We start from the raw sequence: 14,354 nt of genomic DNA on the forward strand, positions 1-14,354 counted from the left end.
ATTGTAGTCGCGATACGGTCCCCTTGGAACAGTCTCAGATCGTATCCGTGAGGCTAGCATGGTTCACGTGACCGCGGTGCCGTGACATCGATCATGTGCAAACCCCAGCATCAAGATCAAGCTGTCGTGTTTCGTTGTAGGATTTGCGACACGTGTCCACGCGGCGACTTGCGGCAACGAAAAGACTTCGGACGATTCAAGCGTAAACTGCCTGGCACAAGACTTGATAGCGAGAAACTGTCCCGCACCTTTGCTTATGGAACCGCAGTGATGGCCTACAAGATAATTGCATCCCAGTGCACCGTCTGCGGTGCGTGTGAGTTCGAGTGTCCAAATGCTGCGATCAGCTTGAAGAACGACATATATGTGATCAATCCGTCCCAGTGTACCCAGTGTGAGGGACATTTTGACGCGCCCCAATGCGCCGTCGTTTGCCCCGTGCCAGATACCTGCGTGCCAGCACAGGTGGGCTAGCCGATGGGCGGATCTCCTGCACGACACATGATGAAGGCGCTTTCGACAAAACGCCGGCTTTCCGATCGGTCTCCTGCTTTTCCACTCACTAGCCCCATATTCGAAGTGACTTGCGGGAGCCGCTCTCGCAATCCTCGCTGGCGGGGAGCTGCCGTTGCGCGAGTGGAGCGGGCAATGGTAGCTGACCGAGCGATGGTCGAGCGCGTCAAGCGCATCGACGTCGATAGGTATCGTTATGGGTTTGCGGCCCTGATCGAGTCCGACAAGGCCCCCGAGGGGCTAGCGGAATAGGCCGTTGAGCTGAAGAAGGCCGGCGTGCCTTTCATGCCGATCTCGGAGGCGATCCGAACCGGTGCAGAAATATCTCGGCTCGGCGGTTCCGCCCTCAGATAATTTCTACGCGACGCTGAACTCGGCGGTGTTGTCCTACGGCTCGTTCATCTACGTGCATCCTGCGCGGCGATAACTCCCGCGGTGAGCTCTACTCCATCGCGATCTCGAACGGCTTCCAGCAGGTCGACTCGGGCACCAAAACGATCCATCTCGGCAAGATCACGTCGAGCCACATCATCTCCAAGGTCATCGCCGCCGGCAAGTCGCTGAACACCTGTCGTGACCTCGTCACCGCGCACCGCAAGGCGGTCGGCGTGCGATAACTTCACGGTCTGCGATTCCCTGATGATCAGCGTGCGTGCACTTATCAACGCGGAAACTGCTCACGTGATTGGTGGCCCTACGCATCTTGCACTGTGATCGGACCTATGAGGTCGCGTGCGCAGCACCTGAGATAGACGCTTGGCAAGCCTCGGTTGGTAAGCGCGCATTGCAGGCAAGTTCCCCCTTTCGTCGCATGAGGCTGCTGCCGCGGGCAAGCGCGAAGAAGAGTGACCCACGACGCGCCTTCTTCCATTTCGAACAAGGCAAAGCGAGAGTTCTCTGACAAAGCGTGATGTCGGATTTGCAACAACACCTCGGTTACGGGACTAAGCGCACTAAGCAATTTTGATTATTTGACTTTTTGGTGCTCGCGGCTCGCTGGCATGCTGGTTGCAAAAGTCTTGGATCAAGAAGCCTCCCTCGCAACAGCTAACCTTTGAAGGACATCAGATGAGTCTGGCCACGACCCGGAGCACCGCAGAAATCAGGGCTCGCAACAAGGAGCTGATCGAGGAGGTGCTGAAGGTCTATCCGGAAAAAACCGCGAAACGGCGTGCCAAGCACCTCAACGTTCACCAGGCCGGCAAGGCCGATTGCGGCGTGAAGTCTAACATTAAATCCATACCTGGCGTGATGACGATTAGGGGATGCGCTTATGCAGGCTCAAAGGGGGTGGTCTGGGGACCCATCAAGGACATGGTCCATATCAGTCATGGCCCGGTAGGCTGCGGCCAGTATTCGTGGGGGTCCCGGCGCAACTATTACGTTGGGACGACGGGCATCGATAGCTTCGTGACTTTGCAGTTCACCTCCGACTTCCAGGAAAAAGATATTGTATTCGGCGGCGACAAAAAGCTTGTCAAAGTCCTTGATGAGATCCAGGAGCTCTTTCCCCTCAACAACGGCATAACGATCCAATCGGAATGCCCGATCGGCCTGATCGGTGACGATATCGAGGCCGTCTCAAGAGCGAAATCCAAGGAATATGGAGGCAAGACCATCGTTCCCGTCCGTTGTGAGGGTTTCCGGGGCGTGTCGCAATCATTAGGCCATCACATTGCAAACGATGCGGTGCGCGACTGGATTTTTGATCATATCGAGTCCGACGGAAAACCGAAGTTCGAGCCGACGCCGTACGATGTTGCGATCATTGGCGACTACAACATCGGTGGTGACGCCTGGTCGTCGCGAATTATGCTGGAGGAAATGGGCCTGCGGGTAATTGCTCAGTGGTCCGGAGATGGTTCACTTGCAGAGCTCGAAGCAACCCCTAAGGCAAAACTCAACATTCTGCATTGCTATCGTTCCATGAACTACATCTCGCGTCACATGGAAGAAAAGTTCGGTATCCCTTGGTGCGAGTACAACTTCTTTGGACCCTCAAAAATAGCGGAGTCGTTGCGCAGGATCGCCGGATATTTCGACGACAAGGTCAAGGAGGGTGCCGAGAGAGTGATCGAGAAGTACCAGCCGCTAGTGGACGCGGTGATCGCAAAATTTCGCCCGCGCCTGGAGGGCAAGTCGGTGATGCTGTACGTCGGTGGCCTCCGTCCACGTCACGTGATTGGCGCATACGAGGATCTCGGCATGAATGTCATTGGCACCGGATACGAGTTCGGTCACAACGACGACTATCAGCGCACAGCTCAGCATTACGTGAAGGACAGCACGCTCATTTACGACGACGTCAATGGCTACGAGTTCGAGCGCTTCGTCGAAAAACTCCAACCCGATCTTGTCGGCTCGGGCATCAAGGAAAAGTACGTTTTCCAAAAGATGGGTGTGCCGTTCCGGCAGATGCATTCGTGGGACTATTCGGGGCCATATCACGGGTACGATGGGTTTGCGATCTTTGCGCGCGACATGGACATGGCCATCAACTCGCCGGTTTGGAAAAAAACGAAGGCTCCCTGGAAGAAAGCGCCGATCGCCGAGCTCCAGGCTGCAGAATAAAGCCATTCATTTCGCTCCGTGGGAAAGCCCGGGCGATGCCAATCTCGATAGTGAAGGATTTCACCAATGGCGCAGAGTGCCGAACACGTGCTCGATCATGTCGAACTGTTTCGCGGTCCAGAATACCAGCAAATGCTGGAGAAGAAGAAAATATTTGAGAATCCTCGCGATCCCGCCGAGGTCGAACGTATAAAGGAATGGACGAAAACGGCCGAATACCGCGAGAAGAACTTCGCGCGGGAGGCGCTAACTGTCAATCCGGCCAAGGCGTGCCAGCCCCTTGGCGCAGTATTCGCTTCTGTTGGCTTTGAGCGCACGTTGCCCTTCGTCCACGGCTCGCAAGGCTGTGTGGCCTATTACCGCAGTCATTTGTCGCGGCACTTCAAGGAGCCGAGCTCCTGTGTCTCTTCATCAATGACGGAAGACGCCGCCGTATTCGGCGGTCTGAACAATATGACCGATGGGCTCGCGAACAGCTACAACATGTACAAGCCCAAGATGATTGCGGTCTCCACAACCTGCATGGCCGAGGTGATCGGCGATGACCTTAACGCCTTCATCAAGACGTCGAAAGAAAAAGGCTCGGTTCCGGCGGACTTCGACGTGCCGTTCGCCCACACGCCGGCGTTCGTCGGCAGCCACGTCACGGGCTATGACAACGCGCTCAAGGGCATTCTGGAACATTTTTGGGATGGTAAGGCGGGAACAGCGCCGAAGCTGGAGCGCAAACCTAATGGAGCGATCAACATCATTGGTGGGTTCGATGGCTATACCGTCGGGAACCTTCGCGAGATCAAGCGCATCTTAGAATTGCTGGGCATCCAGCACACGGTTCTCGCCGACAATTCCGACGTGTTTGATACTCCTACAGATGGCGAATTCCGGATGTATGACGGTGGCACGACTCTGGAGGACGCCGCGAGCGCGATTCACGCCAAGGCGACGATCTCCATGCAGCAATGGTGCACGGAAAAAACGCTAACCTTCGTGGCGGAGCATGGACAGGACGTCCTATCCTTTAATTACCCGGTCGGCTTATCCGCAACGGATGACTTCATCGTCGCGCTGTCACGCATCAGCGGCAGAGAAATTCCCGAGCAGCTCGAGCGAGAACGTGGTCGCCTGGTGGATGCCATTGCCGACTCGAGCGCTCATGTACATGGCAAGAAGTTCGCTATCTATGGCGACCCGGATCTTTGCTATGGACTGGCAGCGTTTCTGCTCGAACTCGGCGCCGAGCCGAGGCATGTGCTGTGCACCAACGGCAACAAAGCGTGGCAGGAGAAAATGCAAGCGCTGTTTGGAAGCTCGCCATTTGGGCAGGGCTGTCAAGCTTATCCGGGCCGAGATCTCTGGCATATGCGCTCACTCTTGTTCACTGAGCCGGTCGATTTTCTGATCGGCAACACCTACGGGAAGTACCTGGAACGTGATACCGGAACACCGCTGATTCGGATCGGCTTTCCGATTTTTGATCGGCATCACCATCACCGCTCCCCAGTATGGGGCTACCAAGGCGGCCTGAATGTGCTGGTGAAGATCCTGGACAAGATCTTCGACGAGATCGACAAGAACACTAACGTTCTTGGCAAGACGGACTACAGTTTCGACATCATTCGCTGAGGCGCGTTGGGCGTGCCATCGCCCAACGCAATGGCACGTTCGATGCTACGCGACGGCTTTCATTGTTTGCCCTGAGAGGATACCGGATGACTGCACTAGCGGCCACGGTCCAGAATGTGTTCGATGAGCCGGGCTGCGCCAAGAATGGCAGTAAGTCGGAGGCTGAGCGCAGGAACGGCTGTACCAAACAGCTGCACCCGGGTAGTGCTGCCGGCGGCTGTGCCTTCGATGGCGCCAAGGTTGCGCTACAGCCGTTCACCGATGTCGCTCACTTGGTGCATGGTCCCATCGCCTGCGAAGGTAATTCCTGGGATAATCGCGGTGCGGCGTCATCGGGTTCGAACCTATGGCGCACCTCATTCACAACTGATTTGACCGAAACCGATATTGTATTCGGCGGCGAGAAGCGGCTCTGCAAAGCGATCAAGGAGATCATCGACAAGTGGGATCCGCCCGCCATCTTTGTCTATCAAACCTGCATCCCCGCGATGATCGGCGACGACATCAACGCAGTTTGCAAGGCAGCATCTGAAAGATTTGCCAAGCCCGTCATCCCAATCAATTCCCCTGGATTCGTCGGCTCGAAGAACCTCGGTAACAAGCTCGCGGGCGAGGCTTTACTCGATTATGTGATCGGAACGCGTGAGCCTGACCACGTGACACCGTATGACATCAATCTGATCGGAGAATACAACCTTTCGGGAGAGCTCTGGCAAGTGAAGCCGTTGCTGGACGAGCTTGGAGTGCGGATCCTCTCCTGCATCTCTGGCGATGGCAAATATCACGAAGTCGCTTCATCTCATCGCGCGCGGGCAGCGATGTTGGTGTGCTCAAAGTCCATGATCAACGTGGCACGCAAGATGGAGCAACGATACGCGATCCCATTCTTCGAGGGGTCGTTCTACGGTATTCAAGATTCAAGTGAAGCGTTACGGCAGCTAGCCCGCTTGCTGGTGGAACGCGGCGCCCCGACAGATCTGGTCGGGCGCACCGAAGCGGTGATTGCGCGCGAGGAAGCGCGGGCCTGGGCTGCCATCGAGCCGTACAAGCGGCGGTTCGAAGGCAAAAAGGCGTTGCTGATCACGGGCGGTGTCAAATCATGGTCAGTCGTTGCCGCACTCCAGGAATCCGGGCTGGAGTTAGTCGGAACCAGTACCAAGAAATCGACCCGAGAAGACAAGGCGCGCATCAAGGAGCTGATGGGGCAGGACGCCCACATGATCGAAGACATGACCGCCCGCGAAATGTACAAGATGTTGAAGGACGCAAAAGCGGATATCATGCTATCGGGTGGCAAATCGCAGTTTGTTGCGCTGAAGGCGGCGGTGCCATGGCTTGATATCAACCAGGAGCGTTGCCACGCCTATATGGGCTACGTCGGAATGGTCAAGCTGGTGCAGGAGATAGATAAGTCGCTCTCCAGTCCGATGTGGGAGGAGGTACGCAGACCAGCGCCATGGGAGGCTTTGGCCAAGGCGAGGGAGCAGATGCAATCTCGCATGGTCGCGGTCACCCCCGATCCGGCGCACGCCGAAGCGGCGCGCCGCACGCGAAAGATCTGTGAGTGTAACAACGTTGGTCTGGCTACGATTGAGGATGCAATTTACCCGCACGGCTTGAGGAGCGTCGCGGCGGTCCGAGAGCATACCAATGCGGTCGGTGGCTGCTGCCAGAGGCGCATCGAAGGCATGTCGGTGTGTGAGCCATCTGATATGCGACAAGCTGCGGAGTAGGGAATCGTCATGGCCCTGCTCCTGCCGCCATCAAAAGCCTGCACTGTCAACCCGCTCAAAATGAGCCAGCCGATCGGCGGCGCATACGCCTTCATGGGGCTGCGCGGGGCGATGCCGCTTCTGCACGGCTCCCAAGGGTGCACATCCTTTGGATTGACGTTGTTTGTTCGGCATTTCAAAGAAGCAATACCCCTGCAGACCACCGCGATGAGTGAGGTGGCGACCGTCCTCGGCGGCTACGAGAATCTCGAGCAGGCGATACTGAATATCTCTAACCGCACCAAGCCGAAGGTCATCGGAATCTGTTCGACCGGTGTCACCGAGACCAACGGCGACGATGTAGATGCTTACCTAAAACTAATCCGGAGCAAGTATCCGCAGCTTGCAAAGTTGCGGCTCGTATATGTATCAACGCCTGATTTCAAGGGTGCGTTCCAGGATGGCTGGGAGAAGGCGGTCGCACGCATGGTGGAGATGCTGGTGGCCGGGGCCAGCGCCCATGGCCTGCGGGATCCATCAAAGGTCAATGTTCTACCGGGGTGTCACCTGACCCCCGGCGACCTTGATGAACTCCGTGTCATCATGGAGGATTTCGGATTGTGCCCCTCCTTCCTCCCTAACATTGCGGGATCGCTCGACGGGCATATCCCCGATGAGTTTACGTCAACGACCCTGGGCGGCATTGACATCGACGAAATCGCGAGCATGGGGCGCGCGGGCTGGACGATTGCAGTCGGCGCGCAGATGCTGCGGCCAGCTGAGGTCATGCAGGCCAAGACCGGTGTGCCTTTTCGTGTGTTCGAGCGGCTGTGTGGTCTCGGTCCGAACGACGAATTCATGACGTTTTTGAGCGAGATTAGCGGTCGCCCCATACCCCAAAAGTATCGACGTCAACGCGGTCAGCTCGCGGATGCTATGCTTGACGCTCACTTCCACATTGGTGGTCGGAAAGTCGCGATCGGTGCTGAGCCAGACCTTCTATTTGATTTGTCCGGCATGCTGCACGATATGGGCGCGCAGGTGACCGTCGCCGTGACAACCACTCAGTCGGAGGTGATCGAGCGGATTAAGACCAAGGAAGTTCTCATTGGCGACCTCGAAGATCTGGAAGGGCTTGCCAAAAAGAGGCATTGCGACCTGCTGATCACGCATTCGCATGGAAGGCAAGCGGCGGCCCGGCTGAAAGTGCCCTTCCACCGTGCCGGCTTTCCGATGTTCGATCGAGTTGGCGCTGGGCATCAGGTATCGGTGGGCTATCGTGGTACCCGGAATCTGATCTTCGAAATTGCCAATCTCGTGATCGCGCATCGCGAGGAGAACGAAAGGCCTACGCCACATAGCTGGCGGACGCCCCCCGGACTACCGCAACGTTCGCCGCATCACCGCTCCGCCGAGGCGACTGAAAGGTCATTTGCATGAAGGTCGCTTTTGCCACTCAGGACCTGAGACGCGTCGACGCTCATTTTGGTTGGGCGAAGAATATCGCAATCTACGATGTCTCGCCCGACGCCCATGTGTTCCTAAATGCGATAGAGTTTGAGGGTGATCTTAAGGAAGACGGCAGCGATGATAAGTTGACGCCGAAGATCGAGGCAATCAAGGATTGCGCAATCCTCTATGTCGCTGCCATTGGTGGTGCCGCGGCCGCGCGAGTGGTGGCTAACAAAATCCATCCTATCAAAGTGGGCAAACCGGAAAGCATTCTGGTGTTGCTAGAAAAGCTCAACGGGGTGCTGAAGGGTACGCCACCTCCTTGGCTGCGCAAGGTCCTGGCAAAGGACCAACCGCGAACGTTCGAGTTCGACGAATGAGGTGATATGACCACAAAAAGTGAGCATGAGAGCAACGAGGCAGCGTTCCTCATCGAACTGGCCAAGATTTGGCGTGCTCAGGACACTAACGGAGCTTGGGGCGGGAAGAGCGATCTTGATCTGCTTGAACCCTATATCTTGAACAAGGAGAAACGGCGCGCATTGCCGATTATTGGTGATCCAGATCCCAATACACTGTGGCGAATTGAGCTGTTCTTCAATGCGGTCGCGCTGTCAATAGAAAGGGAAACCGGCATTATGATCCAGCCGATACTGAAGCTGCATCCTGAAGGGTTTGGCCGCGTAGTGCTCATCGCAGGGCGGTTGGTGGCCGTAAACAAGCAGCTTCGCGATGTGCATCGCTTCGGATTCGATAATTGCGCCAAGCTGGCTCAGGGGGGCGACAAATATGTCAGCGAGGGAATCGGCCTGATCAGGAAATTTCCAGACGTGGCGAACTATTGAGGATACTCGCTGATGGGCGATCGTGAAACACTTAAGGCCGAGCTAAGAAAATTGTCCGTCAAGGCGATACAAGCCAAGATGGATCTGCACGACCTTTCGGAAGAATTACCTACCAACTGGATCTCCATCATGGCAGTGGCGCAGAAGGCGTACGATGCGTATGCCGAACTTGAGCGCAAGGCTTGCGACTTGAAGGCGCTAGAAAATACCTGAAGGGGCAACGCATGTCGTTTCAAACACGAGACGGGCGCGACTGGATACCACAATACCTGATCTCGATCGATCCCAAGAAGTGCATCGGATGTGGCCGCTGTTTCAAGGTGTGCGGCCGAGATGTCATGAATTTGAAAGGAATCGGTGAGGACGGCGAACTTGTCAACGCCGACGACGAAGACGATGAGATCGAAAAGAAGATTATGGTTCTGAAAGATCAGGGCGCCTGTGTCGGATGCGGTGCATGCGCCAGGGTTTGCCCGGCCAATTGCCAGACTCACAGTTCGGCCGAATCTGAAGCGGCTTGAGCGAACACTCGAGTCGCAGCCGGCGAGATATAAGTGTGCGAAAGCTCTATTGCGATCAGGTGAACTCATGGCGAGGCGGCGCGCCAGGAAGGTGTCGGTCAGACATCGAACATCAGGATCGAGCGAGCTAACGCGCTCGCAAGGACCGGCAATGGTTGGGCGCGAGCCACGCATGCCGATACCATAACCGTTGCCCAGAAACACTCGGTCTCTGATAGTCCCACGTATTCGTGGAAAGCGAACTGCGCCTCGCGCAACTATAAGTCGATCAAAGTGCTGTCAGGATGAGCAGAGTTCAAAAGTAGTTAGCCACACATCAGGCGGTCTGATCGAAGCCGATGCTATGCACGTCCGCTTGCGGATCGGGAGAAGGCTAGTTGGCCGCAGCTGCCGATATGTCCGCCTAGATGGTTGGTTGATTCCTTGATAACGTGAGCCAGAAACGCCTCAGTTGGTCTATGGGCGCGTCTGGGCGGCACGACATTTCGCTGGACAGCGGTCCTTGCAACAAACAGCGGGCATCGAGAGCACATTGCAAAATCTCGACACGGTTCGCACGCTTGTTTCCAAATCTCCGTTGCGCGCATTCTTGGGCCAATGTGCCTACTTGGCCGAGTACCATGGGCTATCAGGAGAGGGGCGGGTCATCGCCATTAAGCGTTAGCTTCTTGGAAGGACCCGGTTTAGGGAGCCCCTACAATTCACGCGCAGATTGCATCCGTAGTCGCGACCAGGCGCTCAGGAAGCTCTGGTCAGACTGTGGTCAGCTAGGATTATTATCCTTGTCGGCAGAGCTTGCACGGCACGAGCTCGATTGCGTGCAATTTTGCCGATAGGAGAGCGGTCTGATGTATGGCAGAATCGTTGGCTCATCCAGCCAGTTCACAAGCGGTAACCAAGCTGACGATTCGTCAGAGGCGGGAGATAGTCCTCGCTTTGCGGATACAGTTGCGCGGATGGGGCTGGCGGGCTCTTCATCCGAACCAGCGCCGTCATACTCTCTCGTCCCCGAACCGCCCATTCGAAAGATCGACCGCAAAACGTTCAACGATGAAGTTCGCAGATACTTGGGCAGTGATATCAGGCACATCGCCGAGAACCCAGAAGAGTACTCGCCATTCGTGGCTAACAAGGCTGCGCGTGCAGCAATGGTTGCTGGAAGCTACGCTAACACCTATGACGATCCAGATAAGCCAGCACGATTTTTCGGCTACCATTTGGGCGACGAAATTGTCGGAGTTCTAAGAGCCGGAGGTCCGGCGCGGATTAAAGGAGATCATTTTAAACAACAGTTTGGGCGCAACGATATCACATCCGTCGTAGATCTTAGGCTGACTCATCCACTTGTCGAGAACGCTGGCGACATCCTGCTAGAACATCAACTGCGAGAAGACGGCGAACATCCGCTCATCATGTCGCGGCCGGCCTTAGCAGGCATGGAACCGCGTCTTGCCGAAATGGGGTTTGTTCCCGTAGGTCGAGACCACTGGGTGCTTGATCCTCACCAGAACCCGGATGCCTGGACGAAGAACGAAAATGACCAGTGGCAGCGGGTAGGCAAGCCTACGCAGTATCTTTCGAAGGCTGGGGGCGATGACGTCGGTCCGCAAAGAAGCTACGAAACGGATTCGTCGGACGATGATCCTGCATTCTACTTGGAGCGGGCTCTTAGTGGGATGCGCATGGATTGAATTGGCTGCATACAGCAACGGTTTAGGAGTGACGGATTTCACCGTTCTAACCGGGCTCGGTGGTCTTGCTTCACAGGGGGGACGCACGCTCGCGGCGTCCTCCCTCGTTGGCTGAAATGACTGTTCAATCCTTCTCAGAAGGCAGCTATGGCGCTGCCGCGAGATGCACGGTCCGCGGTCATAACGGAGCTTGGTGGCATTAATGGGAAGCAACGACTAGCCACGGCGTCAGCTACCCGGCCAACGGAGTAGAATGCATAGAGCTCAAAGCCGCAGTTGCGCAGCCATCATGGAAAGGGCATCCAATCGCCGAACAAGTTCGGAGTTTGCGCCGGATAGTTGGATGAGCGACCAGACTAGTCGGGTTGGGTCACCACGGACACGAAACGCTCCAGGACTTGTACGGTTCTTGCAAGTCGATTGCACGCCGACATGAACAGCGTCTTCCAACAAACGTGCGATGAAGCAGACCATACCAATCTACGCCATTTGCGGCTTTAAGGACATTCCGAGCCGCCAGGCCATAGGATTCCATCTTATGGTCGTCGAACATGACGGCAAGCAACGGCCGTGGCCCGTTGTCGTAGTTCGGTGGGGCAAAAACGTGCTTGGCTATGTCAATGAATGCCCGCACAACAGCGTCCGATTGGATTGGGAGCAGAACCAATTCCTCGATCCATACGGTATCCGGTTGATGTGCGGCAAGCACGGTTCGACCTTCGAACTCGGCAGCGGCCGGTGTGTCGAAGGTCCATGTCACGGTAGAGCGCTCACGCCGATCGCGTTGGCCGTTCTGGAGGGCGATATCTGCGTCGTGGGTGTTCATCTTGTCGAAGACGATGCATCGACCATCGACTGAAAAGCCCTCTCAGACCGGTCGGTTCTCATTGCGGTTTTTCACAGCGTCCATCCTCTTTAGTCCATCCTCATACGAGATGTCATCATAAGACAGATCGATTTTGTTTGCAGCATCGAGGAGGATATCTAGCTTGCCGCCCGGGTCCAGCCTCTTGATGTCGTCCCTGTTCAGCCCAGTCAGGTCCATCATCTCCTTCCAAACTGTGGACTCGTCGCACGGTAAGACGTGGAAGTTTATATCGCCAAACTTGACTCGGTACTTCGCCAGCAGATCGACGTTGTTGCAGAACATAAAATAGCTGCCTGTGGGGCTTAAGGCGCCGTTAAGAACGGTCGAAACGTCTCCGAGATAGGCAAAGGAGTGTAGGTAGCCGGCCAGCACCGGAATGGTGTGTTCTCCGTCCTGCGCGATGGTTAGAACTTGCTCGATCGAGTAGTCCGGCGGTCGTTTCTCATCCGCGAGCTGAGTTTGGAACTTCAGCGCGATGTCACCGCGAAAACCGAATCGACCCGGCTTGGTAGTCGCGCCTTTGAGTACGGCGTTGAGCAGGCGGCCCTCTCTCTCAAGTCTGCCGAGTGCGGTATTTTCGATTGAAGTCATCAATTTGGTCCTCGATCTAAGGTCTTCACCGGCCCACGGGCCAGGAAGCCAAATGCGATGCAATTTGCCTGCCGCCGGATGTGGAGCGGCCGAGCTTGAAAGAAAGCGGGTTGGTGACTTCGGGCGCCGCAACTACTTGTCAGGAATCTGACTGTTGTTCCAAACCTTACGGCACCGAACCAAGTATCAATAAGAAGCTGCGCGGTGGCACGTGACTTGCTCTTTGCGAGGTCCACTATTGATGAGGCAAAGACATGATCAACCTGACCGACAGTGCGGTGAATGCGATCAAGGGCGCGATGTCATCATCGACGCACTCGCCTGGCGGTCTGCGCGTCGCGATTGAAGCGGGCGGCTGCAATGGATTCAAATACAAAATGGGTCTGGCGGAAGAGCCAAAGCCTGACGAGACCGTGATCGAGTACGCTGGTCTGAAGGTGTTCGTCGATAACAACAGTCGAGAGTATCTGGTCGGTACGACCATTGATTTCGTGCTGGCAACGGAGAGCCCTGGATTCACCTTTCACAACCCGAACGCGACAGCGAATTGCTCCTGCGGAAAATCGTTCAGATGATGGACGGACCTGATCGGCCGATGAGGATGAAAACATTGAACCATGTTGACGGAGCCAGAGCAACTGAAGAAGTTGTCGCTGTGGCGAGGCCGGCCAGTGCTTGTACGTCGTCAAAGATTTCGAGTGTACGGTTTGCAGGTATTCAGGCGCAATTGGGGCGTGAGATCGGAGGATTGGATCGCCTGGTCCTCGTTGCTGCTGCAGACGAGGTGCTGGATTGAGCAAAAATCAAGCACCGATTTACCTCGATAACAATGCAACAACGCGGACTGATCCATCCGTCGTGCAGGCCATGTTGCCGTTCTTTACGGAGCAATTCGGCAATGCGTCGTCCACGCACGCCTTCGGCAACGAGGTCGCAATCGCTCTGAGGCAGGCCCGGAGAGGCTTGAGGCGCCTGGTAGGTAGTGCATACGATCACGAAATCGTCTTTACCTCGGGAGGGACCGAAGCCAATAATGCGGCAATTCTTTCTGCGCTTGCGACGCAGGAAGGTAGAGACGAAGTGGTCACCACTTCGGTTGAGCACTCGGCTGTACTTGCGCTGACGGAGCAATTGAAGACAAGGGGAGTCAAGACGCACATTGTATCCGTAGATGCCTGCGGCCGGCTAGACATCGAGGCGTTTCGCTGTGCTCTTGGACCACGGACAGCGATTGCCTCTGTTATGCTGGCCAATAACGAGACCGGAACGATCTTTCCTGTGGAGTTTTTGGCCGGGTTGACCCGAGAGGCAGGCGCGCTGTTTCACACGGATGCGGTCCAAGCCATTGGCAAGGTGGGTTTGAACCTAAAGGACAGCGCGATCGACATGCTGTCGCTATCCGCGCACAAGCTGCACGGTCCCAAGGGCGTCGGCGCGTTATATCTGCGCAAAGGGACGAAATTCCGGCCGCTGATCCGCGGCGGATCACAGGAAAGAGGGCGTCGCGGGGGGACCGAGAATGTTCCCGGAATTATCGGCCTGGGAAAAGCTGCCGAGCTTGCGGCGGAACGGCTTGAACCTGAGCGCATTCGCATCGGCGCTTTGCGCGACCGCCTTGAACAGGGGATTTTACACAATGGCGGGTGCGTTGTGCTCGGCGACGTCACCAATCGGCTCGCTAACACGACCAATATCGCCTTCGACCATCTTGAAGGCGAAGCCATCGCGCACCATCTCAATCAGGCGGGCATCGCCGTGTCGCTCGGATCAGCCTGCAGCTCCGGCTCAATGCAGCCATCGCACGTCCTGCGCGCTATGCAGGTGCCTACCTGGCGGATGCACGGCGCCGTGCGCTTCTCGCTTTCGCGTGAAACCTCGTTCGCTCAAGTCGATGAAGTCGTTTGCGCAGTGTCAGATATCGTGGCTCGCATGCGCGCCAACTCCCGCCTTACAGTCGGAGAGTAGAC

At 56.2% G+C, this 14,354-nt stretch carries 14 protein-coding genes and 1 pseudogene; 14 read left to right on the forward strand and 1 reads right to left on the reverse strand.

The window, feature by feature from the left end:
* Positions 1-270 precede the first annotated feature (270 nt).
* The 12 genes and pseudogenes from ACVW16_RS23275 to ACVW16_RS23330 all read left to right on the forward strand — a co-directional run bounded on the left by ACVW16_RS23275 (position 271) and on the right by ACVW16_RS23330 (position 11,787).
* Positions 271-474, forward strand: a complete 204-nt coding sequence (locus tag ACVW16_RS23275; protein ID WP_456701431.1) for a 4Fe-4S binding protein — start codon at positions 271-273, stop codon at positions 472-474.
* 443 nt (positions 475-917) lie between these two features.
* Positions 918-1,158, forward strand: a pseudogene (locus tag ACVW16_RS23280) (SufD family Fe-S cluster assembly protein); the annotation flags it as partial.
* A gap of 423 nt (positions 1,159-1,581) precedes the next feature.
* Positions 1,582-3,084, forward strand: a complete 1,503-nt coding sequence (nifD, locus tag ACVW16_RS23285; RefSeq protein ID WP_456701432.1) for a nitrogenase molybdenum-iron protein alpha chain — start codon at positions 1,582-1,584, stop codon at positions 3,082-3,084.
* 66 nt (positions 3,085-3,150) lie between these two features.
* Entirely contained in the window at positions 3,151-4,707 is a 1,557-nt protein-coding gene (gene nifK, locus ACVW16_RS23290) for a nitrogenase molybdenum-iron protein subunit beta (protein WP_456701433.1), read from the forward strand.
* A gap of 86 nt (positions 4,708-4,793) precedes the next feature.
* Positions 4,794-6,440, forward strand: a complete 1,647-nt coding sequence (gene nifE / locus ACVW16_RS23295; RefSeq protein ID WP_456701434.1) for a nitrogenase iron-molybdenum cofactor biosynthesis protein NifE — start codon at positions 4,794-4,796, stop codon at positions 6,438-6,440.
* Between the two features lie 9 nt (positions 6,441-6,449).
* A complete protein-coding gene (gene nifN / locus ACVW16_RS23300; RefSeq protein WP_456701435.1) occupies positions 6,450-7,859 on the forward strand; it encodes a nitrogenase iron-molybdenum cofactor biosynthesis protein NifN in 1,410 nt (469 codons plus the stop codon).
* On the forward strand, positions 7,856-8,251 hold the full coding sequence (nifX, locus tag ACVW16_RS23305) for a nitrogen fixation protein NifX (protein WP_456701436.1): 396 nt from the start codon (positions 7,856-7,858) through the stop codon (positions 8,249-8,251). Before nifN ends, nifX begins: the two co-directional genes overlap by 4 nt.
* A gap of 6 nt (positions 8,252-8,257) precedes the next feature.
* On the forward strand, positions 8,258-8,716 hold the full coding sequence (locus ACVW16_RS23310) for a NifX-associated nitrogen fixation protein (RefSeq protein ID WP_456701437.1): 459 nt from the start codon (positions 8,258-8,260) through the stop codon (positions 8,714-8,716).
* Between the two features lie 12 nt (positions 8,717-8,728).
* A complete protein-coding gene (locus ACVW16_RS23315; RefSeq protein WP_456701438.1) occupies positions 8,729-8,929 on the forward strand; it encodes a CCE_0567 family metalloprotein in 201 nt (66 codons plus the stop codon).
* An 11-nt stretch (positions 8,930-8,940) separates the two neighbouring features.
* On the forward strand, positions 8,941-9,237 hold the full coding sequence (fdxB, locus tag ACVW16_RS23320) for a ferredoxin III, nif-specific (RefSeq protein WP_456701439.1): 297 nt from the start codon (positions 8,941-8,943) through the stop codon (positions 9,235-9,237).
* An 848-nt stretch (positions 9,238-10,085) separates the two neighbouring features.
* Positions 10,086-10,928 carry a host specificity protein gene (locus ACVW16_RS23325; RefSeq protein ID WP_456701440.1) on the forward strand — a complete coding sequence of 281 codons (843 nt, stop codon included), beginning with the start codon at positions 10,086-10,088 and terminating at the stop codon, positions 10,926-10,928.
* 460 nt (positions 10,929-11,388) lie between these two features.
* Positions 11,389-11,787 carry a Rieske (2Fe-2S) protein gene (locus tag ACVW16_RS23330; protein WP_456701441.1) on the forward strand — a complete coding sequence of 133 codons (399 nt, stop codon included), beginning with the start codon at positions 11,389-11,391 and terminating at the stop codon, positions 11,785-11,787.
* 9 nt (positions 11,788-11,796) lie between these two features.
* On the opposite strand, the gene ACVW16_RS23335 is transcribed toward ACVW16_RS23330, so the two are convergent.
* Positions 11,797-12,387: a hypothetical protein gene (locus tag ACVW16_RS23335; RefSeq protein ID WP_456701442.1), complete on the reverse strand. Its 591-nt coding sequence runs from the start codon at positions 12,385-12,387 to the stop codon at positions 11,797-11,799.
* A 254-nt stretch (positions 12,388-12,641) separates the two neighbouring features.
* Here ACVW16_RS23335 and ACVW16_RS23340 point away from each other — a divergent pair, with 254 nt between their 5' ends.
* The gene (locus ACVW16_RS23340; protein ID WP_456701443.1) at positions 12,642-12,962 is read left to right on the forward strand and encodes a HesB/IscA family protein; all 321 of its coding nucleotides are present in this window, start codon (positions 12,642-12,644) and stop codon (positions 12,960-12,962) included.
* 217 nt (positions 12,963-13,179) lie between these two features.
* The gene (gene nifS, locus ACVW16_RS23345; protein WP_456701444.1) at positions 13,180-14,352 is read left to right on the forward strand and encodes a cysteine desulfurase NifS; all 1,173 of its coding nucleotides are present in this window, start codon (positions 13,180-13,182) and stop codon (positions 14,350-14,352) included.
* Positions 14,353-14,354: the final 2 nt, after the last annotated feature.

The organism is Bradyrhizobium sp. USDA 4474, assembly GCF_054057515.1.

Excerpts from the sequence above, each read along its gene's own strand:
- ACVW16_RS23325 (WP_456701440.1), top strand. The coding sequence starts at position 10,086 with ATGTATGGCAGAATCGTTGGCTCATCCAGCCAGTTCACAAGCGGTAAC.
- ACVW16_RS23315 (WP_456701438.1), top strand. The coding sequence starts at position 8,729 with ATGGGCGATCGTGAAACACTTAAGGCCGAGCTAAGAAAATTGTCCGTC.
- nifE (WP_456701434.1), top strand. The coding sequence starts at position 4,794 with ATGACTGCACTAGCGGCCACGGTCCAGAATGTGTTCGATGAGCCGGGC.
- nifX (WP_456701436.1), top strand. The coding sequence starts at position 7,856 with ATGAAGGTCGCTTTTGCCACTCAGGACCTGAGACGCGTCGACGCTCAT.
- ACVW16_RS23335 (WP_456701442.1), bottom strand. The coding sequence starts at position 12,387 with ATGACTTCAATCGAAAATACCGCACTCGGCAGACTTGAGAGAGAGGGC.
- nifK (WP_456701433.1), top strand. The coding sequence starts at position 3,151 with ATGGCGCAGAGTGCCGAACACGTGCTCGATCATGTCGAACTGTTTCGC.
- nifD (WP_456701432.1), top strand. The coding sequence starts at position 1,582 with ATGAGTCTGGCCACGACCCGGAGCACCGCAGAAATCAGGGCTCGCAAC.
- ACVW16_RS23330 (WP_456701441.1), top strand. The coding sequence starts at position 11,389 with ATGAAGCAGACCATACCAATCTACGCCATTTGCGGCTTTAAGGACATT.
- fdxB (WP_456701439.1), top strand. The coding sequence starts at position 8,941 with ATGTCGTTTCAAACACGAGACGGGCGCGACTGGATACCACAATACCTG.
- nifN (WP_456701435.1), top strand. The coding sequence starts at position 6,450 with ATGGCCCTGCTCCTGCCGCCATCAAAAGCCTGCACTGTCAACCCGCTC.
- ACVW16_RS23275 (WP_456701431.1), top strand. The coding sequence starts at position 271 with ATGGCCTACAAGATAATTGCATCCCAGTGCACCGTCTGCGGTGCGTGT.
- ACVW16_RS23340 (WP_456701443.1), top strand. The coding sequence starts at position 12,642 with ATGATCAACCTGACCGACAGTGCGGTGAATGCGATCAAGGGCGCGATG.
- ACVW16_RS23310 (WP_456701437.1), top strand. The coding sequence starts at position 8,258 with ATGACCACAAAAAGTGAGCATGAGAGCAACGAGGCAGCGTTCCTCATC.